Annotated in this window: 16 protein-coding genes; 12 read left to right on the top strand and 4 right to left on the bottom strand. The window is 65.5% G+C overall.

Annotated features, from left to right (window positions below; genetic code table 11):
• Positions 1–43: 43 nt before the first annotated feature.
• Positions 44–1,891, bottom strand: a complete 1,848-nt coding sequence (locus QZ409_RS07870; protein ID WP_296709029.1) for an ABC transporter ATP-binding protein — start codon at positions 1,889–1,891, stop codon at positions 44–46.
• Positions 1,892–2,121: 230 nt separating this feature from the next.
• Between QZ409_RS07870 and QZ409_RS07875 the strand changes: the two genes are divergently transcribed.
• From QZ409_RS07875 to glgX, 12 genes are all read left to right on the top strand, one after another.
• Positions 2,122–4,131, top strand: coding sequence for an acyl CoA:acetate/3-ketoacid CoA transferase (locus QZ409_RS07875; RefSeq protein ID WP_296709032.1), 2,010 nt, complete (start codon positions 2,122–2,124; stop codon positions 4,129–4,131).
• A 30-nt stretch (positions 4,132–4,161) separates the two neighbouring features.
• The gene (locus tag QZ409_RS07880; RefSeq protein WP_296709036.1) at positions 4,162–4,341 is read left to right on the top strand and encodes a hypothetical protein; all 180 of its coding nucleotides are present in this window, start codon (positions 4,162–4,164) and stop codon (positions 4,339–4,341) included.
• A gap of 178 nt (positions 4,342–4,519) precedes the next feature.
• Positions 4,520–4,951, top strand: coding sequence for a TIGR01841 family phasin (gene phaP, locus QZ409_RS07885; protein WP_296709039.1), 432 nt, complete (start codon positions 4,520–4,522; stop codon positions 4,949–4,951).
• A gap of 104 nt (positions 4,952–5,055) precedes the next feature.
• On the top strand, positions 5,056–8,574 hold the full coding sequence (locus tag QZ409_RS07890) for a hypothetical protein (protein WP_296709044.1): 3,519 nt from the start codon (positions 5,056–5,058) through the stop codon (positions 8,572–8,574).
• On the top strand, positions 8,574–9,494 hold the full coding sequence (locus tag QZ409_RS07895; RefSeq protein WP_296709047.1) for a hypothetical protein: 921 nt from the start codon (positions 8,574–8,576) through the stop codon (positions 9,492–9,494). Before QZ409_RS07890 ends, QZ409_RS07895 begins: the two co-directional genes overlap by 1 nt.
• On the top strand, positions 9,478–10,851 hold the full coding sequence (locus QZ409_RS07900) for an EH signature domain-containing protein (RefSeq protein ID WP_296709050.1): 1,374 nt from the start codon (positions 9,478–9,480) through the stop codon (positions 10,849–10,851). The genes QZ409_RS07895 and QZ409_RS07900 overlap by 17 nt, the downstream gene beginning before the upstream one ends.
• Before the next feature lie 171 nt (positions 10,852–11,022).
• On the top strand, positions 11,023–11,262 hold the full coding sequence (locus tag QZ409_RS07905; protein WP_296709054.1) for a hypothetical protein: 240 nt from the start codon (positions 11,023–11,025) through the stop codon (positions 11,260–11,262).
• Positions 11,263–11,452: 190 nt separating this feature from the next.
• A complete protein-coding gene (locus tag QZ409_RS07910) occupies positions 11,453–13,951 on the top strand; it encodes a glycogen/starch/alpha-glucan phosphorylase (protein ID WP_296709061.1) in 2,499 nt (832 codons plus the stop codon).
• Positions 13,948–16,158 (top strand): 1,4-alpha-glucan branching protein GlgB, encoded by a 2,211-nt coding sequence (gene glgB / locus QZ409_RS07915; protein WP_296709066.1) that lies wholly within the window; start codon positions 13,948–13,950, stop codon positions 16,156–16,158. The genes QZ409_RS07910 and glgB overlap by 4 nt, the downstream gene beginning before the upstream one ends.
• Positions 16,159–16,237: 79 nt before the next feature.
• Positions 16,238–17,533: a glucose-1-phosphate adenylyltransferase gene (gene glgC / locus QZ409_RS07920; RefSeq protein ID WP_296709069.1), complete on the top strand. Its 1,296-nt coding sequence runs from the start codon at positions 16,238–16,240 to the stop codon at positions 17,531–17,533.
• The gene (glgA, locus tag QZ409_RS07925; RefSeq protein WP_296709072.1) at positions 17,530–18,987 is read left to right on the top strand and encodes a glycogen synthase GlgA; all 1,458 of its coding nucleotides are present in this window, start codon (positions 17,530–17,532) and stop codon (positions 18,985–18,987) included. Before glgC ends, glgA begins: the two co-directional genes overlap by 4 nt.
• Positions 18,984–23,090, top strand: a complete 4,107-nt coding sequence (glgX, locus tag QZ409_RS07930; protein ID WP_296709078.1) for a glycogen debranching protein GlgX — start codon at positions 18,984–18,986, stop codon at positions 23,088–23,090. The genes glgA and glgX overlap by 4 nt, the downstream gene beginning before the upstream one ends.
• Before the next feature lie 9 nt (positions 23,091–23,099).
• Here glgX and QZ409_RS07935 read toward each other — a convergent pair whose 3' ends face one another.
• From QZ409_RS07935 to QZ409_RS07945, 3 genes are read right to left on the bottom strand one after another with little or no spacing between them, the layout of a single operon-like run.
• The gene (locus QZ409_RS07935; RefSeq protein WP_296709081.1) at positions 23,100–23,426 is read right to left on the bottom strand and encodes a cupin domain-containing protein; all 327 of its coding nucleotides are present in this window, start codon (positions 23,424–23,426) and stop codon (positions 23,100–23,102) included.
• A 7-nt stretch (positions 23,427–23,433) separates the two neighbouring features.
• A complete protein-coding gene (locus QZ409_RS07940) occupies positions 23,434–24,660 on the bottom strand; it encodes a divalent metal cation transporter (protein ID WP_296709084.1) in 1,227 nt (408 codons plus the stop codon).
• A gap of 19 nt (positions 24,661–24,679) precedes the next feature.
• Positions 24,680–25,471 carry a TOBE domain-containing protein gene (locus tag QZ409_RS07945; RefSeq protein ID WP_296709091.1) on the bottom strand — a complete coding sequence of 264 codons (792 nt, stop codon included), beginning with the start codon at positions 25,469–25,471 and terminating at the stop codon, positions 24,680–24,682.
• Between the last annotated feature and the right edge of the window lie 275 nt (positions 25,472–25,746).

The raw sequence follows: 25,746 nt of genomic DNA on the forward strand, positions 1-25,746 counted from the left end.
CTTTCATGATATTTGAGGCGCAATATGCTGATTAAATGCGCTTTTAGGCATCCGACGAATCTGTCCCCAAAAAGCCGCCGCTCTGCCTGCGCCATAATTGGGCGTAGAGTCCGTTACGCGCCAGCAGCTCGTCGTGGCCGCCGTCTTCAACGATCCTGCCCCGGTCGAGCACGATCAGCCGGTCCATATGGGCGATGGTCGAGAGGCGATGGGCGATGGCGATGGTCGTTCGGCCCTCCATCAGCTGTGTCATTTCCTGCTGGATCGCAGCCTCGACCTCGCTGTCGAGCGCGCTGGTCGCCTCGTCCAGCACCAGAATCGGGGCGTCTTCGAGAATCACCCGCGCAATGGCGATGCGCTGGCGCTGGCCGCCCGACAGCTTGACGCCTCTTTCGCCGACCTGCGCGCCAAAGCCCGCGCCGCCATCCTTGTCGCGCAAGGCGAGGATGAAATCCTCCGCATGGGCGCGCCGCGCGGCGGCGACCATCAGATCGTCGCTCGCCTCCGGCCGGCCGTAGCGGATATTCTCGGCGATGGTCCGGTGCAGCAGCGTATTATCCTGCGTGACCACTGCGATGTGGCGGCGCAGGCTCTGTTGCGTGACGCGAGAAATATCCTGCCCGTCGATCAGGATGCTACCCGATTCAAGATCATAGAAGCGTAGCAGTAGATTGACCAAAGTGCTCTTGCCAGCGCCGCTGCGGCCGATCAGGCCAACCTTTTGCCCCGCCGGAATGGTCAGACTGAGCTTCTCGATCACGCCGCCCTCGCCCGCTTCGCGCTGGCGGCCGTAATGAAATTCAACCTCACGGAATTCGACCTTGCCGCCGTCGCGCGCCACCTTGAGCGGGTGGGCGGCGGGCGCGTCCACCACCGAATAGGGCAGCGCGATCGTCTCCATGCATTCCTCGACGCGCGCCAGCGTCTCGGACACATTGGTGACTTCGTTGCGGATCCAGCCCGACATATTCACCATCTGCCAGGCCATCGGGACGATCATCACCGCCACGCCGGAGGTGATGCGCCCTTCCTGCCATTGCGACAGCGCCAGAGCCGGAGAGGCCATCAACAGCGCGACGTTCAGCGCCGTATGGGTGGCGCCCATCTGCCAGATCTTGTGCAGGGCGGCGCGGAAACTGTCGCTGTGGCGGCCGAGTTCGACGAGATTGGCCGAGGTTTCCTCCTGCTCACGGCCAAACAGCTTCACCAGCCCGATATTGACGAAAACATCGTTCACATGGCCGACCAGTTCGGTGTGGTGGCGCGCATGAGCGAGTTGCAGCGCGCGCACGCGCGGCAGGAAATAGACGAGCGAGGCAATGAAAGCCGCCAGCCAGATCAGAGTCGGCGCAGCCAGCCAGACGTCGAAGCGCATCATGGCGAAGATGGAAGCAAAGACAAAGAAGCCGCAATACCAGATGGCGCTCATCGTGCTGCGCAACGGATCGCGCAGGGCCGCGCCGCCGTCCACCACCTTGTTGGCGAGCCGCCCGGCGAAATCATTGGTGAAATAGGCCATGCTGTGGCCGAGCGTATAGCGGGCGAGCTGGTAGCGGATGAGATTGTTGAACCGCGCCGTATAATGATGGTCATAAATGTACCAAAGCAGCGCCATGCACAGGCCCCAGCCGATCAGGATCGGGGCCGCGGTGCGCCACAGCCAGGGGTGGCTCAGCACGTCGCGCGTGTCGGCGGAGGCGTTGACGTCATTGACCAGCCAGCTGATCATCACCGGGATCATGGTCGCCCCGGCGGCGACGCAGGCCTCCAGCACGAGCAGCACCGCGAGCAGGCCTTTGATCTGACGGACGAAGTGCCAGACGAAGGGCCAAAGCCGCGCCGGCGGCGGACCGGCCGGCGCCCCCTCGATGGATATGATTTCGAATGTCATGGTTTCTTACCGCTGCGCGCCGCGACGCAATGCTCCATGGCCAAAGCTTAAGGCCAAAATTCATGGCCGAAGCTCATAGCAAAGGTTGCGGGTGCGACGAAAGCCTTGTTCTCAAATCGCGAAATCCGGGAAGGCGAATGCGCGAAATTGGTTTAGGCTAAGTCAATCCGGCCCGACGCCCCAAGGGCGAACGCATCGTGAGCCGAGAACAAAAATTCGGGAGCACGTCCATGCCAAATCATCCCGCGCTGCCCTATCTCCGCTCCGCGGAGAAGGGGAAGATCGTCAGCGCGCAGGAAGCCGTGCGCCTCATCCGCCATGGCGACACCGTCGCGACCGGAGGCTTCGTCGGCATCGGCTTCGCCGAGGAAATCGCCCTCGCGCTGGAGGAACATTTCCTGAGCTGCGAGAGCGAGCAGCCCTATTCACAGGGCCGGCTCGGCGAATTGACGCTCGTCTATGCGGCGGGCCAGGGCGACGGCAAAAGCAAGGGCCTCAATCATTTCGCCCATGAGGGCCTGCTGAAGCGGGTCATCGGCGGCCATTGGGGGCTCGCGCCGAAATTGCAGGAGCTGGCCATCGGCAACCGCATCGAGGCCTATAACCTTCCGCAGGGCGTCATCACCCATTTGTTCCGCGACATCGCCGCCCATCGCCCGGTCCATATCACCCGCGTTGGCATGGGCACTTTCGTCGATCCGATTCATGGCGGCGGCAAGCTCAACGCCCGCACCACGGAGGATATCGTCGAGCGCCTCACCCTCCACGGCGAGGATTACCTTCTCTACAAGACCTTCCCGATCCATGTCGGCATCATCCGCGCCACCACCGGCGACGCCGACGGCAACCTCACCATGGAAAAGGAGGCGCTGACGCTGGAGGCGTTGGCCATCGCCATGGCGGCGCATAATTCGGGCGGCATCGTCATCGCGCAAGTCGAACGCGTGGCCGAAAGCGGCAGCCTCAATCCGCGCCAGGTCAAGGTGCCAGGCGTGCTGGTCGATTGCGTCGTCGTCGCCAGGCCCGAAAACCATTGGCAGACCTTCGGCACCCAATACAGCCCCGCCTTCGCCAGCGAGATCCGCGCGCGCGCCGGCTCCGTGCCCCCGATGGCGATGAGCGAGCGCAAGATCATCGCGCGTCGCGCCGCTTTCGAGCTGAAAGCCAATAGCGTGGTCAATCTCGGCATCGGCATGCCCGAGGGCATCGCCGCCGTGGCTAATGAGGAAAAGATCATCGACCTCATCACCCTCACGGCCGAGCCGGGGGTGATCGGCGGCATCCCCGCCAGCGGCATCGATTTCGGCTGCGCCACCAATACCCAGGCCGTGATCGACCAGCCCTACCAGTTCGATTTCTACGACGGCGGCGGTCTCGACGCGGCGTTTCTGGGCCTCGCCCAGGTCGACCGCCATGGCAATCTGAACGTCAGCAAGTTCGGGCCGAAGCTCGCCGGCGCCGGCGGCTTCATCAATATCAGCCAGAACGCCAAGCGCGTCATCTTCGTCGGCACCTTCGGCGCCGGCAAGCAGCAGGTCGAGGCGCGCGACGGCAAGCTGCACATTATTCTTGAAGCGCGCGCGCGCAAGTTCGTCGACGCCGTGGAGCATGTCACCTTCAGCGGGACGGAGGCGGCGAAATCGGGCAAAAGCGTCCTGTATATCACCGAGCGTTGCGTCTTCGCCCTGCGACCCGACGGGCTGGAGCTGACCGAAATCGCACCTGGCGTCGATCTTGAACGCGACATTCTTGCCCATATGGATTTCAAACCGCTAATCCCGCGCGATCCGATCCTGATGGACTCGCGGATCTTCCAGGAAGGGCCGATGGACCTGCGCTCGTACCTGCTTGACGTGCCGCTCGATCAGCGCCTGACCTTCGACGACGAGCAGGACCTGTTCTTCGTCAATCTCGAGCATTACGCCCTCCGCAGCCAGAAGGACATTGACGACATCCGCCGCATGGTTGAGCAGAAGTTGGCCCCGCTCGGCCGCCGCGTCTACGCCATCGTCAATTACGACAATTTCTCCATCGTGCCGGAACTGCTGGATTCCTATTCCGCAATGGTGCGCGGCCTGATGGACCAATTTTATTCCGGCGTCTCGCGCTACACCACCAGTGGCTTCCTGCGCATGAAGCTCGGCGAAGCGCTAGAAAATCGCGGGGTCGAGGCGCATATTTTCGAAAGCGCCGAAGAGGCGGAAGAGGATATGCGGCATCTCGAAAACGGGTTGCCGTAAGGTTGCGGCAAAGCAGCGCCGGAGAGTCCGATGGATCGCACCATGCAAACCCTCGCCCTCGTGGCGCTGCTGCTCTATCTTGCCCCCGCCGCGCTCGGGCCGCGCCTGAGCGACAACCAGCGGACCTGGCTCTGGCGCGCCGCCGCTGGCGCGTTGGCGGTTGGCCTCGCGATCGCAGTGATTGAAACCATTCGCTGGTTTGCGCGCTGAAAGCCTTGGCGGGCTCAGAACTTGGCGAGGACTTCAGCTTAGCTGTTTTGCTGCACTGCACAATTTTGTTGCAGCGCGTCGACCGTTCCCTTAGGATGCGCTCCGCGAGGCCGAAAGTCATGAATCGCGTCCTCGCTTAAGGACGTTTTCGCACAAATCGTCCATGAGGAGCCCAAATATGTCGAACGACCCGATCAAGAACCCCGCCGAGCTGTTCAATCTTTCCGGCGCCAATGTCCGCGAGATCGCCGAAAAGGGCGTGACCCAGACCCGCGAAGCTTTCGAGAAGCTCAACGCCTCCGCCAAGGAAGCCGCCGGCACGCTCAACGCCAGCGCCTCCGTCGTCGCCCAGGGCCTCTCCGAGTTCAACGCCAAGGCCTTCGAAGCCCTCCAGGCCAACACCTATTCGACGCTCGACTTCCTGTCCTCGCTCGCCTCCGTGAAGAGCCCGGGCGAACTCGCTCCGCTGCAGTCGGCCTTTGCCGAAAAGCAGTTCAAGGCCCTGACGGAGCAGGCCAAGGACCTCACCGCTCTGGCGCAGAAGATCTCCAAGGAAGCTGCCGAGCCGCTGAAGGGCCAGATCGAAAAGACCATCAAGTCCGTCGGCTGATTGGACTTTGCGCCGCCGGCTTTTGCGCCGGCGGCCCATTCCCGCCACGATTTCGAGCGCTGCGGGACCTGATTTGAGACGCTTGGGACGGCCGGGATAAGTCAATGGATGGTTTCGCCGACTTCATCTTGACGCCCATCGCCCTGTTCTCGGGGCGCCCGCTCGCGGTCGGCATCGCGCTGGGCATCCTCGGCGCGGCGCTGCTGATCTGGCTGCTGGCGCTGGTTCCGGCGGAGCGCCGCTTCGTCGGACGCCTCCGCCGCCTTTCCCGCGCCCTGCGCGCCCTGCGCGGCGGGAATCACGCGCCCGAGGAATTGTTCGCCCAGGCCGACTCTCTGTTCGAAGGCGACGACCTCGCCCCCGCTTGGCGGCGCTACCGCTCCAGCGTCGAATTCGAGCATGGCAAGGCCGTAAGCTATTCCGACCCGGCGGATTTCTTCGCCCTCGTCCATTTGCCCGGCCATTCCTATCCGAAATGGTCCTCGACGCTTGCCGGCGTGTTCCTGACCGTCGGCCTGTTCTTCACCTTCGTCGGCCTTTCAGCGGCCCTGCTGCAACTTGGCGGCGGCGGCGCGGGGCATGATTCCCTTTCCCCCGAGCAACTCAAGCGCGCGGTCGAAGGCATTCTCGCCGTCAGCTCGGTGAAGTTCATCACCTCGATCGCCGGCATCCTGGCCTATATTTTCTGGAGCGTGGTCGCGCGCCAGCAATCCTCCGCCCAGACGGTCGCCGAGGAAGACCTGCTGCAGGAGATCCGCGCGCTTTCGACCTATGTCGCGCCGGAAATGATTCTGCGCCGGCAGTTACGACTCGCCGAGGCGCAGAACGCCCAGTTCGGCGCGCTGGCCGAAAATCTGTCGGCGCGTCTCGACGCCGCCTTTTCCAAAATGTCGGAGACTTTGGCGGATGGCGCGGCTTCGGCCTTCACGCCTTTGCGCGACGAAATCGCCGCCATGAGCGCGCGTGTCGGCGAGGCCAATGCCGGGGTGGCCGAGAGCGCTGGCGCGACCTTCGGAAATCTCTGGCAGGACGGCATCGGCCGCCACCTCGATTCCTTCGGCGCGCAAATGGGCGCGCTGCTAGCCGCGCTCGATTCCATGCCGCGCAAATTCGCCGAGGTCGAAACCGGATTTGGCGGCGAGATCGGACGCGGCGCCGACCAGCTGACCCAGTCGGCGGGGCGGATGGCCGCGCTGATGGAGCAGAGCCAGGACCGCATGGCCGCGACGCTCGCCGCCTTCGAGACGAAGATCGCTGGCCTGCCGGCCACCTTCGCCGCAACCTCCGAACAAGGCGCCCGCGACTTGGGCGCCGCCTTGCGCCAGACGCTCGAGAACGCCAATCAGGCGGCGGAAGACTCCAGCCGCGCCAATGCCGAGAAAATGTCGGCGCGCATCGAGAACGTCGCCGCCGCCCTCGCCTCGGCGGCTTCGGCCTTGACGCAGGCGGGCGCTGATTCCCGCACGCAAATGGCCGAGGGCGCGAAACTGGTCTCGGCCTCCGGCGAGGAATCCGCCGCACGGCTGACCCGCATGGTCGAGGCCTTCGCCTCCGCCGTCAGCCGTCTCGCCACGCGCCTCGACCAGACCGAACAGGCGCTCGGCCTCCATAACGAGCGCCTCGACAAATCCGGCGAGATTGTCGCGGGCGCCTCCAGCGAACTGGTTAACGCCGCCGGCGCGATGGAAGGCGCCGCCGCGCCCCTGACCGAGGCCACCCACACCTTCCGCGAGGCGATGATCGGCTTGGGCGAAGCGGCGCGCCGCATCGAGGTCGTTTCCGCCTCGGGCGACCAGATCGCCAGCCATATCGCGGCCTATGGCGCGCATATGTCGCATTCGCTGGCGTCATTCGAAACGCTTTCCGAGACGGTCAAGGCGACGCAAACGGGCTTCGGCGACGAGATCGGACGCGGCGCCGGCGAACTGTCGCAATCGGCGTCCCGGATGGCCACGCAAATGGAGCAGGCGCAGGATCGCCTCGCCGCAACCCTCGCCGCTTTCGAAGGCAAGATCGCCGGCATCGCCCCCGCCATCGCTTCGGCCGCCGAGCAAAGCACCCGCGAAGCCGGCGCCGCCTTGCTTGCGACTCTCGACAGCGCCGCGCAGGTGACCGAAGAGGCCAGCCGCACCAATAGCGAACAGATCACCGCGCGCGTCGAAAGCGTCGCCGCCGCCCTCGCCGCCGCCGCTTCGTCGCTGGCCCAGGCGGGCGTCGAATCCCGCGCGCAAATGACCGAGGGCATGCAGGCCGTCAACGCGTCTGGCGAGGAATCGGCCGCGCGGCTAACCCGCATGGTCGAGGCTTTCGCCGCCGCCGTCGGCAAGCTCTCGACGCGGCTCGACCAGACCGAACAGGCGCTTGGCGCGCATAACGAACGCCTCGACAAGGCGGGCGAAATCGTCTCAGGCGCCTCGAACAATCTAGCGCTCGCGGCGGGCGCGATGGAAGGCGCCGCCGCGCCGCTGACCACCGCCACCCTAACCTTCCGCGACGCCATGGCGCGTTTCGGCGAGGCGGCCGGACGGATCGAGCAGATTTCGGCTTCGGGCGATCAGATCGCCAGCCATATCGCCGCCTTCGGCTCGCAAATGACCCATTCGCTCGCGGCCTTCGATACGCTCCCGGACAAGATCAAGGCGACCGAAGGCGGCTTCGGCGACGAAATCGGCCGCTCGGCGGCGGCCCTTACCGAAGCCGCGCGGAAAATGAGCGCCGGCTTCGAACAGGGCCAGTCATCGCTGGCCGCGACTTTGGCGTCGTTCGAGGCCAAGATTCTCGCCATGCCCCATGCTCTCGCCGACGCCTCGGAGCAATCCTCGCGCGACATCGGCCAAAAGGTCCAGACCGCGCTGGATAGCGTCGCCGCCGCCGCGACCCAGGCCAGCCGGGGCGGCGCCGATCTTTTCTCCGCGCGGGTGGAGGAGATTTCCCGCTCGCTGTCGCTGGCTGCAGAGCGGCTGATGCAAGCGAGCGAGGCGTCTGGCGCGCAATTGCGCGACAGCCAGGACGCGCTTGCCTCCGGCGCGGCGCAGGGCGCAAAAATCCTGTCCGGCGCAGCGGAAAACTCGGCGGAAATGATGACCAGGACAGTCGAGCGTTTCGCCGATTCCGCGCGCGGCCTGTCGCTCAAGCTCGCCGAAGTCGCCCTGGGCATGGACGCCCAGAATGCGCGGCTGGAAAAGGCCGGCGCGATCGTTTCCGGAGCGTCCGAATCGCTGGCCGGGGCCGCCGGCTCCGTCGCCAGCGCCGCGGCGCCGCTGTCGGCGGCCACCGCCTCGCTGCATGGCGCCATGGATAATTTCTCCGGCGCGGCCGAGCATATCCGCGTCATGTCCGACGCGGGTCGCACGGTGGTCGATAATTTCCGCCGCGCCGCATTGCAGGCCAACAAGAGCCTTGGCTCGCAGGCCGACAACTTCCGCAATGTGGAGCAGGCCGTCGCCCGCACGCTCAACGAACTGACCGGCGGCGTACAGTCGCTCGGCCGCGAAATTTCGCAATGTATCGAAACCTATGACAATGAAATCGCGCGCTCCATCGGCAGCCTCGAAGCCGCGCTGATCGACATCGGCGACATCGTCGATAATCGCGAGGCCAAAAAGGCGGCGGAGGCGCGCTGATGTTCGCCTCCCGCGTTCACAAGATCGAGGAAGAGGAAAAGAAGGACGTCTTCGCGCCCGTCGCCGATCTCATGGTCGGCGTTGTCTTCATCTTCATCATCATGGTGCTGGCCTTGTCGCTGGTGATGATGGAAGACGCGGTGCCGCGCCCGCTTTACGACCAGACCGCGCAGGAGCTGGCGCAGGTCAAGATCGAACGCGACGCCCTCAAAAAGCGCGCCGCGCAACTTTCCGAATTCGTCTCCTTCGTCAAGACGGAAGGCGTCGTCCCCCTACTCGACCGTCTCGCCGAAGCCGACGCCACGCGCACCAAAATCCTGCAAATGCTCAAAGACCGGCTGGCGGCGCAGGGCGTCAATGTCGAGGCCGATTTCCGCAGCGGCGTGTTGCGTCTGCCGACGGGAAACCTGTTCGAATCCGCCCAGGCCGACCCGACGCCACACGGCCGCGACGTCATCCGCCTATTGGGCGTGGCGCTGGCCGATGTGGTGCTCTGCTTCCTGCCCGGCGCGCCCGCCGCCTGCCCGCCGCAGTCGCAAGGCAGCCTGCTCAACGCCGTCTATGTCGAGGGCCATACCGACGCGGCCCCATTGCGCGGCGGGGCCGATCGCTTCCGCGACAATTGGGACCTTTCCGCCGCCCGCGCCATCGAGGCCTATCGCATCGCTCGGGATTCAGATCCGCGCGTGCCCAATCTGAAAAACGCGGAAGGCAAGAGCCTGCTGGGCGTCAGCGGCTATGCCGACACTCGGCCTGTGATCGACGGGTTGAGCGAGAAGCAGCGCAATGACAAGGCGGTGATGGAGACGGACCGCCGCATCGAAGTCAGGCTGATCATGGCGGTCAATCGCGATCAGGTCGAACGAGCCCTGCGCGACCTGAACCAGCGGCTGGACAAGCTCGATGCCGGAGGAAAATAGCCCGGGCCAGGGCCAGGGCCAGAACTCGTCGCCGCTTCTTTCTCCGCTCCGGCGCTCGCGGCTGACGCGCCTCGCTGGCGAACTCGAAGAGCGCCACGGCCCGGGACGCGCCGCGCCCGGCGCGCCGGATTCCCTGATCGACCGCGCGGCGCGCAAATTGGCCGCGAGCCGGGGCGATCTCGCCACGCTGGATTTCGCGGAAAAGAAGGCGACGCTCGAACTGTTCTGGCGTCCGCGCGCGCCGTGGATCGCGGGCGTTTCCGACATTGAAAACTGGCTGCGCTGGGCGGAGACGGATTGGAAGCCGCGCATAGCCGAAACGCGCGTCTGCATCGCGCTATTGCGCCATTTCGACCCGGACAATGTCGCCGCCGGACTGACGCAGGAGTGGCTCTCCGGCCGTCAGGACCTGCTATGGGGCAGGTTCGGCGAATTCGCGCGCGTCTGGAGCCTGTGGCGCGGCTCGGAGGCCGTTTCTCGCGCCGCAGAGGCGTTGGCCTCGGGCGACCCCGCCTTTCTGCATGAGGCCGCGCGCAACGCCCAGACCCGGACGATCCTGCAACATTCCGGCTTTCTCGTCGCCGTTGCGGAAGCCTATGCCCTGCACGAGTCCCAGAGCGGGGCGCAAACGCAATGGGACGCCGCCGGGCTGTTGCTGGATTTCTTCGAGCCGGCTGGCCTGCTCGCCGCCGGAGGTCCGGCGGCGGCGCGAACGCGGGCGAAAATCGCCTTCATTTCCGGCCTGATCAGTTGGGCGGCCGCGCGCGGCGACGTGGACGCCATCGCCCGCGCGCTCAAACTCTGTTTCCGCATCGCGGGCGATCCGCGCGCGGGGCTGGACGACTGGCGCGATGTGCCGGAAGCGGCTCTCGCGCAGGCCGAGAAATGGCTGGTCGAGGAGACGCTCGAAACCTCCTTCCGCATCGTTGACGACTTGCGCACGGACGACGCCTCCGTGCTGGCGGCGCGCCGCGCGTTCTGGCGCTCCTATCTGCCCTTCGCCACGCGGGCGCGGCTGATCGGCGCCCGCAAGGCGCAAAGCGCCGCAGCCGCGCTCGGCGCGCCGTGCCGCGCGCTGAAAACTTATCTGAGCGACCATTGCGGCTTCGTGCTGGAGTTGCGGGGGCCAGACGGCCGCGAGGTCGTCATCCTGGAGCTGAACAATCTCGCCCAGACCCTGTTCTGGTCCCACGACGATCCGCACGCGCCGGGCTTCGACCAGCGCTCCTACGACGGCCCCGCCTTGCGCGCGAAATGCGATCTGGCCCTGAGCCACCTTCCGCCGGTCGGCTGGACCGGCAAATTCGCCGCGCTGATCGAGAAACAGGCCGGAATCGCCCAGCCTGCAACGAAATGACCTCGGCGGGCAAGACGCCGTAAATTGACCTTTCGTCAGCCTCATAAATGCTTGCGCGCGCGTAATTCTGGTGTCGCACGGCGCGCCCATGGTGCAAGCTGGCGCGCCAGATTCGCGCTGCGCTCCCGCTCGTCCGACCGAGGACGGCGCGTCAAGATAAAGGAAACGACCATGAAAAAAGTGCTTCTCGGCCTCTTCGCCCTCGGCATGATCGTCGCCGACGTCTCCGCGGCCAACGCCGTCGTCTGCGCCCGCGGCGTCTATCGCGCCGGTTGCGCCGGCCCGCGCGGCGCCGTCGTCGCTCCCCGCGGCCCCGTCGTCGTGGCGCCCCGCCCTGTCGTGGTCGCCCCCCGGCCTGTCGTCGTGGCGCCGCGCTGCCATTACCGCGGCGGCGTCCGCGTCTGCCGCTGAACCGGCTGAATTTCAATATGAATTCAGGCGGCTTCGCTCAGGCGAAGCCGCCTTTTCTTTTGCCGCCCACCTATTCTTGACGGAGGCGCAAGACTGGCTTCTGTTTGATCTTCGGGGAAGAAAGCCGTCTAATCCTCACCCAGCAGAAAAATGCGCCCTTAGCGGCGCCGCCAATTGGAATTTTTCGCCCATGAACGAACTCGCCTCTCCCGCCGTGCAAGGACAAGACCCTGAAATCGACGCCTCCGCCGACGGGCGCGCGGCCGAAATCATTCAATTGCGCGACGCCGTGTTGGAGAAGCTGAATTATTCCGTCGGCAAGGATCGCAACACGGCCAGCGAGCGCGACTGGTTCATCGCCGTGGCGCTGGCGACGCGCGACCGCATCGTCAACGACTGGATGCGCTCCGTGCGCGAGGCCTATCGCGAGAATCGCCGCCGCGTCTATTATCTCTCGCTGGAGTTCCTCATCGGCCGCCTGCTGATGGATTCGCTCACCAATCTCGGCCTCGTCGAGCCGATGCGCGCGGCCCTCGCAGGGCTCGACATCGACCTCGACAAGTTGCGCAATGTCGAGCCCGACGCCGCGCTGGGCAATGGAGGCCTCGGGCGCCTCGCCGCCTGTTTCATGGAGAGCATGGCCACCTTGTCCATCGCCGCGCATGGCTATGGCATTCGCTACGATCATGGCCTGTTCCGCCAGACCATCAGCGACGGCTGGCAGCATGAATTTCCCGAGGACTGGCTCGATTTCGGCAATCCGTGGGAGTTTCCCCGTCCCGAGGTGAACTATAATATCGGCTTCGGCGGCGTGGTGGACAGCACGCCGCGTCCGCATGGAACGCCCACGCAGGTCTGGCGGCCGTCTGAAACGGTCGTCGCCGTGGCCTATGACACGCCGGTGGTCGGCTGGCGCGGCGTTCAGGTCAATACGTTGCGGCTATGGTCGGCGCGCGCCCAGGACCCGCTGCGGCTCGATGTCTTCAATCAGGGCGATTATGTCGGCGCGCTCGCCGATCAGGTACGCGCGGAATCCATTTCCAAGATCCTTTATCCGAGCGATTCGACGCCCGCCGGCCAAGAACTTCGCTTGCGGCAGGAATATTTTTTCGCCTCGGCCTCGCTGCAGGACCTCATCCGGCGTCATCTGAAGCAGAATGGCGACATCGACACCCTCGCCGACAAGGTCGCCATCCAGCTCAACGACACCCATCCGGCCATCGGCGTCGCCGAATTGATGCGCCTGCTGGTGGACGTTTACGGGCTGGAATGGGACCGCGCCTGGGAGATCACGCAGGCGACTTTCTCCTACACCAACCACACGCTCTTGCCGGAGGCGCTCGAAACCTGGCCGGCGCCACTGATGGAGCGGCTGCTGCCGCGCCACATGCAGATCATCTATCTCATCAACGCCCGCCATCTCGACAATCTGCGCGCCGATGGCGTGAACGATCCGGGCAAGCTTTCGGCCTTGTCGGTGATCGACGAGCACAATGGCCGCCATGTCCGCATGGGCCATCTCGCATTCCTCGGCTCGCACAAGGTCAATGGCGTTTCGGCGCTGCATTCCGAACTCGTCAAGGAAACGGTGTTCCGCGACCTGCACGAGATTTTCCCCGACCGCATCGTCAACAAGACCAATGGCGTCACCTTCCGGCGCTGGCTGTTCGAGGCCAATCCGCATCTGACGCGGCTGCTCGAAGAGACAATTGGCAAGGGCTTCTACGACGATGCGTCCGAGCTGGAAAAACTGGAGCCGCTCGCCTCCGATCTCGATTTCCAGGCGCGCTATTCCTCCGCGCGGCAGGCCAACAAGGGGGCCCTGGCCAATCTCATCGCCGATCGGATGCTGATCAAGGTCGACCCGAGCGCCCTGTTCGACGTTCAGATCAAGCGCATCCACGAATACAAGCGGCAATTGTTGAATATTCTGGAGACGATTGCGCTCTATAACGAGATCCGTGCGCAACCCATGCGCGACTTTGTGCCTAGGGTGAAAATCTTCGCGGGCAAGGCCGCCGCGAGCTATCATATGGCCAAGCTGATCATCAAGCTCGCCAATGACGTGGCGCGCGTGGTCAATAACGACCCCACGGTGCGCGATCTGCTGAAGGTGGTGTTCCTGCCCAATTACAATGTCAGCCTGGCCGAGGTGATCATTCCGGCCGCCGATCTGTCGGAGCAGATTTCAACGGCGGGCATGGAGGCTTCCGGCACCGGCAACATGAAAATGGCGCTCAACGGCGCCCTGACCATCGGCACGCTCGACGGCGCCAATGTCGAGATCAAGGAGCGCGTGGGCGACGACAATATCTTCATCTTCGGCCTCACCGCCGAGGAGGTAGCCGCCCGGCGCGCTCAGGGCAATGACGCGCAGGAGACCATCGCCGCCTCGCCGGTGCTGCGCGAGGTGCTGGAATCCATCGCCGACGGCGCCTTCTCGCCGGATGACCGCAACCGCTACGCCGCGCTGGTCGATATGCTGACCTATCACGACTATTTCCTCGTGACCGCCGATTTCGACGCCTATTACGCCGCCCAGGCGGCGGTCGGGCGGCGCTGGCGCGACCGCAAGACGTGGTGGCGCTCGGCCATCCTCAACACCGCCCGCACCGGCTGGTTCTCGTCGGATCGCGCCATTGCCGAATATGCGGAAGAAATCTGGAAGGTTCCGGTGCGCCGAACATGACCATTCGCCCGAACTGGGCGCCGGACGCCGACGTCGAAGCCATCGTCGCCGGACGGCACCCCAACCCTTTCTCCGTGCTGGGACCGCACGCCTGCCCCGGCGGCGCCGCGCTGCGCGCCTTCGCGCCCGGCGCGCGACGTCTGACCGCCCTTTTCGCGGACGGCGAGCAGGCGGCGCTGGAAGCGCGCGGCGGAGAGGGCTTTTTCGAGGGCTTTGTCGCCCGCCGCCCGCCTTTCGCCTATCGTTTCCTTGCGGAAGGCGAGGCCGGGAGCTGGGACTGGGACGACCCCTACCGCTTCGGCCCGATCCTCGGCGAAATGGATGACCATCTGCTGGTCGAAGGCGCCCATCTGGAGCTTTACCGGCGTCTCGGCGCGCACCACATGACGCATGAAGGCGTCGAGGGCGTGCATTTCTCGGTCTGGGCGCCGCATGCCAAGCGCGTCTCGGTGGTGGGCGAATTCAACCAATGGGACGGGCGCCGCCATCCCATGCGCAAGCGTATCGACAGCGGGCTTTGGGAAATCTTCCTGCCCGGCGCCGCCGAAGGCGCGCTCTACAAATATGAAATCCTGCCCGCCTCCAGCGCGGTCTTGCCGCTCAAGGCCGATCCCTTCGGACAGGAAGCGCAATTGCGCCCTTCCACCGCCTCCGTCGTCGCAAGCACAAAAGCCTTCCGCTGGACCGACGCCGCCTTTCTCGCCGCGCGCGGCAAGAGCGATCCGCGCCGCGCGCCCCTGTCGATCTACGAGGTTCATCTCGGATCATGGCGCCGAGGCGAGGGCAATCGCTTCCCGACCTATGACGAACTGGCGGACAGCCTTATCCCCTATGCGCGGGAGCAGGGCTTCACCCATCTCGAATTGCTGCCCGTCTCCGAGCATCCGCTCGACGCTTCCTGGGGCTATCAGCCGATCGGCCTGTTCGCGCCGACCTCGCGCTTCGGCGAGGCCGAGGGCTTCAAGCGTTTCGTCGATCGCGCCCATGCCGAAGGGCTCGGCGTGATCCTCGACTGGGTGCCGGCGCATTTCCCGACGGACGAGCATGGCCTCGCCTGGTTCGACGGCGGGCCGCTCTATGAACACGCCGATCCGCAGCGAGGTTTCCAGCCGGACTGGAACACGGCGATCTATGATTTCGGCCGCAGCGAGGTCGCCAATTTCCTCGCCGTCAATGCGCTCTACTGGTTCGAGCAGTTTCATATCGACGGGTTGCGCGTGGACGCCGTCGCCTCCATGCTCTACCTCGATTATTCGCGCAAAGAGGGCGAGTGGTCGCCCAACGTCCATGGCGGAAAGGAAAATCTGGAAGCCATCGCCTTCCTGCAGAAGGTCAATACGCTGGTCTATGAGCGCTATCCCGGCACCTTGATGATCGCGGAGGAATCGACCTCCTGGCCGGGCGTGTCCCAGCCGGTTCATGCCGGCGGGCTTGGCTTCGGCTTCAAATGGAACATGGGCTGGATGAACGACACCCTGCGCTATATAGCGCAGGATCCAATTTTCCGCCGCTGGAGCCATGACCGCCTGACCTTCGGCCTGCTCTACGCCTTCGCCGAGAATTTCGTGCTGCCGATTTCCCATGATGAAGTCGTACATGGCAAAGGCTCGCTGATCGGCAAGATGCCCGGCGACGAATGGCGGAAATTCGCCAACGCCCGCGCCTATTTCGCCTTCATGTGGGCGCATCCCGGCAAGAAGCTTTTGTTCATGGGCCAGGACTTCGGCCAGACCCGCGAATGGAGCGAGGACCGTTCGCTTGACTGGGATCTGCTGCAATACCCGCCCCATGCCGGACTGAGCCTGCTGGTGCGCGACCTCAACCATCTCTATCGCAAGCATGCCGCTCTCCACGCCCGCGATTGCGAGGCGGAAGGCTTCCAATGGCTGGTCGTGGACGATTCCGATGCCTCCGTCTTCGCCTGGCTTCGGCGCGGCGGTCACGATGACCCTGCCGTGGCGATCCTGGTCAATTTCACGCCCGTACCGCGCCCGGATTATCGCATCGGCCTGCCCGCGCCGGGCCGCTGGCGCGAAATCCTCAACACCGACGCGCAGATCTATGGCGGCGGCGGACTGGGCAATCTCGGCGCGGTCGAAGCCGTGGCCGAACCGCACAACGGCCAACCGGCGTCGGCGCGCGTGATGGCGCCGCCGCTTGGCGCGATTTACCTGCTCTATGAACCGGATGCTAAGCTTGAGACTTGATCCAGATTGACGCGGGCGGGCCAAGCCCGGATTACAAGGAAGAACCCGCCGCGAAGAAGGCGCTGGAGGAACACGCCCGATGACGAGGAAATCCTTCAATGTTCCGCTATCGAAACCCCCGTCCGCCAACGCCCCCCTGGCTCGCCACGCGCTGGCCTTCGTGCTCGCGGGTGGACGCGGCTCGCGCCTGATGGAGTTGACAGACCGCCGCGCCAAGCCCGCCGTCTATTTCGGCGGCAAGGCGCGCATCGTCGATTTCGCTTTGTCCAATGCGCTCAATTCCGGCATCCGCCGCATCGCGGTCGCGACGCAATACAAGGCGCACAGCCTGATCCGCCATTTGCAGCGCGCCTGGACCTTCCTGCGCCCCGAGCGCAACGAGAGCTTCGACCTGCTGCCCGCCTCGCAGCGCATTTCCGAAAACATGTGGTATGTCGGCACCGCCGACGCGGTCTATCAGAACGCCGATATCATTCTGGACTACGAGCCGCGCTTCATCGTCATTCTCGCCGGCGACCATATCTATAAAATGGACTATGAGCTGATGCTCCAGCAACATGTCGACCAATGCGCCGACGTGACCGTGGGCTGTCTCGAAGTCTCCCGCGAGGAGGCGACCGGCTTCGGCGTGATGGGGATCGACGAGAACAACCAAATCATTTCCTTCCTCGAAAAGCCGAAAGACCCGCCCGCCATGCCGGGCAAGCCGGACCGCTGCCTCGCCAGCATGGGCATCTATGTCTTCGAGACGAAATTCCTGTTCGATCTCCTGCGCCAGGACGCCGCCAATGGACTTTCCAGCCATGACTTCGGCAAGGACCTGATCCCCTATATCGTCAAGCATGGCAAAGCCTGCGCCCATCATTTCTCCTCGTCCTGCGTGCGCTCGACCATGGAAGTCGCCCCCTATTGGCGCGATGTCGGCACGGTGGACGCCTATTGGTCCGCCAATATCGACCTGACGCAGATTGAGCCGGAGCTGGATATTTTCGACCGCGACTGGCCAATCTGGACCTATTCCGAACTCACCGCCCCGGCGAAATTCGTCCATGACATTGATGGGCGGCGCGGCCACGCCGTTTCGTCGCTGGTCTCGGGCGGCTGCATCGTTTCCGGCTCGACCCTGCGTAATTCGCTGATGTTCAGCCGCGTCCGCGTCAATTCCTACGCCCAGGTCGAGAGCGCCGTGGTGCTGCCCGACGTGGACATCGGACGAGGGGCCCGGCTCACCAAGGTCGTCGTCGATCATGGCGTGCGCATCCCCGAGGGTCTCGTGATCGGCGAAGACCCCGAACTCGACGCCGCCCGTTTCCGCCGCACCGAGGCCGGCGTGTGCCTCGTCACCCAACCCATGATCGACCGGCTCCCATCATGAAAAGCATCTCCGCGCTTTCGGTCGCCTCCGAAATCTTTCCGCTGGTCAAGACTGGCGGCCTTGCCGACGTCGCGGGCGCGCTGCCCGGCGCGCTTCTGGCGGAGAATGTGGCGATGCGCACGCTCTGTCCCGGTTATCGCCCCGTCCTCGCCGCGCTGAAAAAAGCGGAGACGGTCGCCAAGTTCGAGGACCTGTTCGGCGGCCCAGCGCGCCTGCTGGCCGGGCGGGTCGGCGCGCTCGATCTTTTCGTCCTCGACGCGCCGCATCTCTATGACCGCGACGGCGGCCCCTATGCCGGGCCGGATGGACGCGATTTCCCCGACAACGCCTTTCGCTTCGCCGCGCTCGCCAAGACTGGCGCGGCTCTTGGCCAGGGACTCGTTGCGGGCTTCGCGCCGCAGGTCGTCCATTCCCACGACTGGCAGGCGGGCCTGACCGCCGCTTATCTGCATTACAGCGGCCTGCCGCGTCCGGGCACGGTGATGACCGTGCATAATCTCGCCTTCCAGGGACAATTCCCGGCGGAAATTTTCCCCGCGCTTGGCCTGCCGCCGCAGGCCTTTTCCATCGAAGGGGTCGAATATTACGGCGGCGTCGGCTTCCTCAAGGCGGGGCTGCAACTCGCCGACCGCATCACCACGGTCTCGCCGACCTATGCGGAGGAAATCCAGCAAGGTCCGTCCGGCATGGGCCTCGACGGCCTGTTGCGCGGGCGCGACGGCGAGTTGTCAGGCATTCTCAACGGCATCGATACCGAGGTCTGGAACCCGGAAACCGACCCGATGATCGCCACGCTTTATTCGGCGAAAAAGCTCGCCATCCGCGCGGACAACAAGAAAGCCCTGCAATCGCGGCTCGGACTGGCCCATGAGGCGAACCGTCTGCTGGTCGGCGTCGTCAGCCGCCTGTCGTGGCAGAAAGGCCTGGACCTGCTGCTCGACTGCCTGCCCGTGTTGGCTGAATGCAACGCCCAGCTCGCGCTGCTCGGAAGCGGCGATCCCGCATTGGAGGCCGCCTTTCAGGACGCGGCGCAGAACCATCCGGGGCGGGTCGGAGTCCATTTCGGCTATGAAGAGCGCCTCGCCCATCTCATCCAGGCCGGCGCCGACGCCATTCTCGTACCCTCGCGCTTCGAGCCCTGTGGCCTGACCCAGCTTTGCGCCATGCGCTATGGCGCCGTGCCGGTGGTCGCGCGCGTTGGCGGCCTCGCCGACACGATCATCGACGCCAATGAAATGGCGGTGCTGGCCAATTGCGCCACCGGCCTGCAATTTTCGCCGGTTTCCGCCGACGCGCTGGCTGGCGCGCTGCGCAAATGCAATGCGCTCCACGCCGACAAGGCCCTTTGGAAGAAGCTCCAAAGCAATGGCATGAAGACCGATGTGAGCTGGACCCAGCCGGCCCGTCATTATGCGCATATCTTTCGAGAGATCGCGCAGGACGCCCGCGCTTGAATTGGCGCATGCTACCCGGCTCGCCGGAACCTCTGGGCCTGACGCTGCCCGAAGGCGGCGCCAATGTCGCGGTTTATTCCAAGACGGCGGAGAAGATCGAGCTTTGCCTTTTCGACGCAAGCGGCGCACGAGAAATCTCGCGCCTCGCGCTGCCTGAACGCACAGGCCCCGTCTTTCATGGCTTCGTCCCCGGCCTGAGAGAAGGCGCGCGTTACGGCTTTCGCGCGCATGGCCCATGGCGCCCCGGCGAAGGCCTGCGCTTCGACCCGAACAAGCTGCTGCTCGACCCGCATGCGTTGGCGCTCGATGGCCCGATCAAGCTGCACCAAAGCTTTTTCGCATCTTCGCCTTTGGACAGCGGCCCCTTCGCGCCCAAGGCCGTCGCAGCCGCGCCGCAATTGGCCACGCCGAAGCGGCGCAAAATTCCGTGGCCCGAAACCATTATCTACGAACTGCATGTGCGCGGTTTCACCCGCACACTCGAAAGCCTGCCCGAAGCCGTGCGCGGAACCTTCGCGGGCCTGGCCCACCCGGTGGCGATCGCGCATCTCAAATTGCTCGGCGTGACAACGCTTGAAATCATGCCCTGCGCGGCATGGATCGACGAGCGTCATTTGCAGGCCGCGGGCCTGACCAATTACTGGGGCTACAATCCAGTCGCGCTGATGGCGCCCGAGCCGCGCCTGGCGCCGGGCGCCTGGCGCGAAGTCCGCGAGAGCGTCGCCGCGCTGCAGGCGGCCGGCCTCGAAGTGCTGATCGACGTCGTGCTCAACCATAGCGGCGAGAGCGACAAGGACGGCCCGACGCTCTGCCTGCGCGGGCTGGATAACGAGGTTTCCTACCGCCTCGACCCGGCCGACCGCGCCCGCTACATCGACGATGCCGGCTGCGGCAACATCCTGCGGCTCGATCATCCCGCGACCCTGCGCTATGCGATGGACGCGCTGCGCGCCTGGGCGCTTTACGGTGGGGTCGACGGCTTCCGTTTCGACCTCGCCACGACGCTCGCCCGCCGCGCGGAGGGGTTCGACCCCCACGCGCCTTTGCTCGCGGCCATTGCGCAGGACCCTGTTTTGCGTGAGTTGAAACTGATCGCCGAACCCTGGGACATCGGGCCCGGCGGCTATCAGATCGGGCGCTTCCCGGCGGGCTGGGGCGAATGGAACGACAATTTCCGCGACACGGCGCGAAAATTCTGGCGTGGCGACGCGGGCATGATTGGCGCGTTGGCGACGCGGCTCGCCGGCTCGGCGGATGTTTTCCAGAACCGAAAACCGCCCTCGCGCGGAATCAATTTCGTCACCGCCCATGACGGCTTCACCCTCGCCGATCTGGTCTCCTACGAGCGCAAGCACAATGAGGCCAATGGCGAGGACAATCGCGACGGGACCGACGCCAACCATTCCTGGAACAATGGCGCCGAGGGCGACACGGCGGATGAAGCCATATGCGCGGCGCGGCGGTGCGACCAGCGCAATCTCCTGACGCTGCTATTGCTCGCGCGTGGGACGCCCATGCTGTCCATGGGCGCGGAGCTTGGCCAGACCCAGCACGGCAACAACAACGCCTATGCGCAGGATAACGCCACCGCCTGGCTCGACTGGGCAAAGGCCGACGCGCGGCTGGTCGCCTGCGCGCGCGCCCTGATCGCCTTACGCAAATCGACCCCGGCCTTCACGCAGGATCGCTTCCTGACTGGCGCGCCGCAGGACGGCGGTCTCGCCGATGTCGAATGGCGCGGCTCCGATGGTGAGATCTTGCGCGAAGGGCAATGGCAGGAAAGCGAGCGCCGTTTTCTGGCGGGGTTTTTCCATGCCGAAGGCTCTCGCGCGGGCGTGCTATTCAACGCGGGGCGGGAGGTGGCGCAATTCCGTCTGCCGCAGGCGCGCGAAAAATTTCTCTGGCGCCGGGCGCTTGATACGCAAGCCGAGGACGGCGCGGCGGACGGCGCCTGTTTCGATTGCGGCGAGGTCTTGGTCGTCGCGCCGCGCGCGTCGCTGGTTCTGGTCGAGACGCCGGAAGAGGACGCCGCGCGACTTGACGAGACGCCAGAACGGGAGACGCTCGATGCGCTCGCGCGGGCGGCGGGATTGGCGCCCAATTGGCACGATATCGGCGGTACGCGGCATGTCGTGCCAGATTCGACCAAGCGTGCTTTGTTGAAAGCCATGGGCCTCGGCGCGGTGACGCAGCGCGAGGCCCGCGCCAGCCTGAAACGCCTCGCCAGCGAGCGCGACCGCCGCGTGCTGCTCCATGCGCTCGTCGTCCGCGAGGGCGACAAGATCGAGGCGCCTCTCGCCATCGACGCGCCTGCGGAACTGGAAATCGTGGACGAGAGCGGCGCGCGGCGGATCGTCGCGCCGGAGGGCTTTCGCCGCGAAGAAAAGCGCGCCTGCGACGGCGTAACTTTCATCGCGCAAATCGCGATCCTGCCGCCGCTCCCCATCGGCCGCTACAAGCTCTCGCTCGCCGGCGATCCCGCCACGTTTTGCCATCTGACCGTCGCGCCGCGCGCCTGTTACTGGCCCGAAGCGCTCGACGCCGGCGTCGCCGGGATCAGCGCCCAGCTTTACAGCCTGCGCCGCGACGGCGATCAGGGCATTGGCGATTTCACCACGCTTGCCGAACTCGCCGAGGCCGCCGGGCGCGCGGGTTACGCGACGCTCGGAATCAATCCGCTCCACGCGCTCTTCACGCAGGATCGCGAGCGCGCCAGCCCCTATCATCCCAGCGACCGCAATTTCCTCGATCCGATCAGTCTCGACCTCGACGCGCTCGCGGAGACAACCGGCGTGCCCTGCCCGCTCGACGTGGAAACGCGCACGCAAGCCGAGGCTCTCGCGCAGACCAGCGCGGTGGATTATCCGGCCGTCTGGGCGCTGAAGGCCCGCGCGCTCGCCGCGCATTTTTCGGACTTCGAACAAAAGGCGGCGGCCGATCCCGGCTTCGCCCCGGCGCGCGATTTCGAGGCATTTATCGCGGAGGGCGACGCGCGGCTGCGTCTGTTCGCGGCTTTCGAAGCCATGGCCCGGCGTGGAGACTTGGCCCGGCGTGGAGTCCCACGGCAGCGGTCGAGCGAACTTGAAGCCTTCGCCCACGACCATGCCAAGGAGCTTCGCGCGATCTGTTTCGAGCAATGGCTGTGCGACCGCCAGCTGGCGCGCGCCGCCGCGCGCGGCAAGGCCGCCGGGCTCGCTCTCGGCCTGTTTCGCGATCTCGCGGTGGGGGCCGCGCCGGACGGCGGCGAAGTTCTGGCGGAAGGCGACCTGTTCATGCAAGGCGTCTCGGTCGGCGCTCCGCCCGATCCTTTCGCCGAAGGCGGGCAGGTCTGGAACCTGCCGCCGCCCAATCCACTGGCGTTGGCGCGCACGGGCTATGAAGCCTTCAGCGCCCTCTTGCGCGCCAATATGCGCCATGCCGGCGCGCTGCGCATCGACCATGTCATGGCGCTGGAGCGGCTGTTCGTCGTCCCCGACGGCGCGCCCGCGCTGGACGGCGCCTATCTGTCTTACCCGCTCGACGATCTGCTCGGCGAACTGGCGCTGGAAAGTCTTCGCGCACGATGCGTCGTCATTGGCGAGGATCTGGGCACGGTGCCGAATGGCTTTCGCGAGAAAATGGCGGCGGCCAATGTGCTGAGCTATCGCGTGCTGTTTTTCGAGTGTCACGGCGAAGACTTCGCGCCGCCCTCGGCTTATCCCCGCAAGGCGCTGGCCTGCGCCTCGACCCACGATCTGCCGACGCTAGCTGGCTGGCGGCGAGGCGCCGATATCGAGGAGAAAGCCGCGCTCGGCCTCATCTCGCCCGAGGCCGCCGAAAGCGAACGCATGCGGCGCCGCGACGACGAGGCCCGCCTGCGGAAGGCGCTCGCGGCGGAAGGTCTCGAGCCGGACGATTCCGAACCCGCGCTCATTGCGGCGATCCACGCTTTTATCGCCAAGGCCGACGCCGCTCTGGTCCTGTTTCAGATCGACGACCTTCTTGGCGAAACGACCGGCGTCAATCTTCCCGGAACCGACCGCGAACGCCCCAACTGGCGCCGCAAGCTCGCCCGCGACGCGGCCGGCGCGTTGACGCCAGCGCCGAGACCGCGTGAAACATGATCGACGGCGTCACGCGCCATGCAGGGCGAGCCAGACGGTCGGCGCGCCCGCCTCCGTCCATTCGACACGATGCCGGACATGCGGCGGGATCTCGACATAGTCGCCGAGCCGGAGGATGCGGGGGCTATCCTCGCCTTCCATGAGAAGCGCGGCCGAGCCAGACAAGACGACCACCCATTCCGTCCAGGCCTGATCGTACCAATAGCCCTCCGGACTGGCCTGCCCCGTGGAGACGATCCGCTCGACGCGCGCTCCCGGCAGCGTCAGTAAATTCGTGAATTCCTCCTCCGCGCTGGAGGTGGGCAGCTTGGCAAAAAGATTGCCGGATTTGACCATCGCAACCTCAAAAGAATGCGGCGGCGGAGCCGATCAGGCCGATGAGGCCGACGCTCGCCGCCAGAACGATCATGATCGCATGTCGCGCTCCGCGCTGGCGCACTGGCGGCGCCAGAACCCTGGCTGTCAGGGCGACCAGCAGCCCGACGACCAGCGGGAACAGCAGCGCATTGGCGGCTTGCGCCGCGATATTCAGCCAAACCAGATCCTGCGCGAAATACACCAGCGCCGCCGCCCCGCAGAGGCCGGAGCCGTAAAGCACGAGAAAGCGCCGCGCGCCGCTCGAAGCCGGAAAGACCTCGGCCACACCCCAGGATAAGGCCAGCGAAGCGACAATGGCCGCCGCAAAGGAGGCCCCCGCCACGCCGATGCTGAAGACGAGCAGCGCATTGTCGCGCCCCAGAGCCCCGGCCAGCGCCTCGCCGATTTCGCCAATGCTGGCGAGGCCCCGGACGCGATCGCCGGCATGGAGAGCGGCGGCGGCGGCGACCAGCACGGCGCCGGTCAGAACCTGCGTCACGATCGCCCCAATCGCGGTATCGGCGCGAATGGCGGGCAGATCGTCGGGCTGCATGGCGCGACGCGCGGTCGCCGCCTGCTGATAGAACACCATCCAGGGATTGAAGGTCGAGCCGACGATGGCGGCGGCCAGGAACAGAAAGCCGCGGTCGCCCAGCGGCGCGTGGAAAAAGTCGCGCATCATCGCGGCGGGATGAGGCCGCGCCTTCCAGGCGACAATGAGGAAAGCGCATTCGAACAGGCCGAAAGCGAGAGCGGCCTGCTCCGCGCGACGATAGGCGGCGGTCGCCGCGACCGCCAGCAAAGCGAGGCCCGCGACAGGCAGCGTGACGTCACGCGATACCCCGTAAAGCTCGCCAATTCCCGCGACTCCGGTGAATTCGGTGACCAGCGTTCCGAATGTCGCCAGCGCCAGCCCGGCGAGCGCCAGCACTGCGGCTCTCTTGCCGAAACGCGCCCGCACCAAAGCGCCGAAACCCTCGCCCGTGAACAGGCCAAGCCGCGCGGCGAGCTCCTGCACGAGATAAAGGGCCGGGATCAGCGCGAGAACCAACGGCAGCATGCGGAAATTCCATTGCGCGCCAGCCTGCGCGGCGGCGACGACATTGCCTGCGTCGGTATCGGCGAGCATAACCAGCAGGCCCGGCCCCCAAGCCGCCAGCCCATGCCGCAGCGGATTGCGCCGCGCCAAAGGGCGATCCGCTGCGCCGTTCATGACTGGTCCGCCGGGCGGGTCAATTGACGGCCAGAATGACCTGGGTCGGATCGAAGGTCGCGGCGGCCTTGGCGCCGACCTGAAGTCCGAGGTCTTCCGCCGTCTGCCGCGGAACCACGGCGTGCAAGGTCTTGCCGAGGCCGATGTCGAGCCGGATCTCGCTGTTGCGCTCGGCGTCGATGCGCTCCGCCACTTCGCCGACAAAAGCGTTGCGGCCGCCCTCCGGCGCGTATTCCGGCGAGAACAGGCGAATGAAGGAGGATTTGACCAGAGCCAGCACCTTCCGTCCCGGCGTCAGATCGAGATCGTCGGCGGATTCATTGGTGACGATGGCCAGCATTTTGCGGTCGTCGGCGAATTTCAGCGTGACTTCCACATCCACAGGCCAGCGTTTGACCTGCACCACCTCAGTCTGGAAGACGTTGCGGGCGGAAATGCGCGCGCCGAGCGCCCAGAGGAAGGCTTCCTCCTGCCCCCCAAGCCCCTCTTCCGCGATGATGTTGGAGATCAGCGACAGCTTTTCTTCCAGCCGATGGAAGGTGGCGAGGAGCCGCCGGCCTTCTTCCGTCACCTCCGCGCCGCCGCCGGACCGCCCGCCCGGACGGGTGATGAAAGCCGGAGTCGGCAGCAGGTTATTCACGGCGTTGACCGAATCCCACGCCGTTTTGTAGCTGAAGCCCGTCGTTTTCGCCGCCTTGGCGATGCTGCCCAGCTCCGCGACCTTTTCGAGCAGCATGATCCGATCGTGCCCGACCAGGAAACGCCCCCCGCTATGCAACGCGAGAAGAGCGTTGATCTTGTTGCCCGTCATGACCGCTCCACCAGTTCCGCGCACCAATCGCGGAAAAATTCACTTGCCGCAAGAACCATTTTGGCCATAGTCTCACACCATTATGTAATCGCAATACATCACGCCTAAACGCGACAAGCTTTGACGCGAAAGGCAGTCATCGTCAGGTCCGGAGCGCGGTTCCCCATCTCCCGCGCGAACCAGACCGGCGATCGCGGCGGGCCCCGCGCGCTATTCCCCCGCTCGCCCGGGGCGCCCCCCCCGGTTGACCCCGCCAGCCCAAGCCCCCAACAAGA

This window comes from Rhodoblastus sp., assembly GCF_019449565.1.
Taxonomy (GTDB): domain Bacteria; phylum Pseudomonadota; class Alphaproteobacteria; order Rhizobiales; family Beijerinckiaceae; genus Rhodoblastus.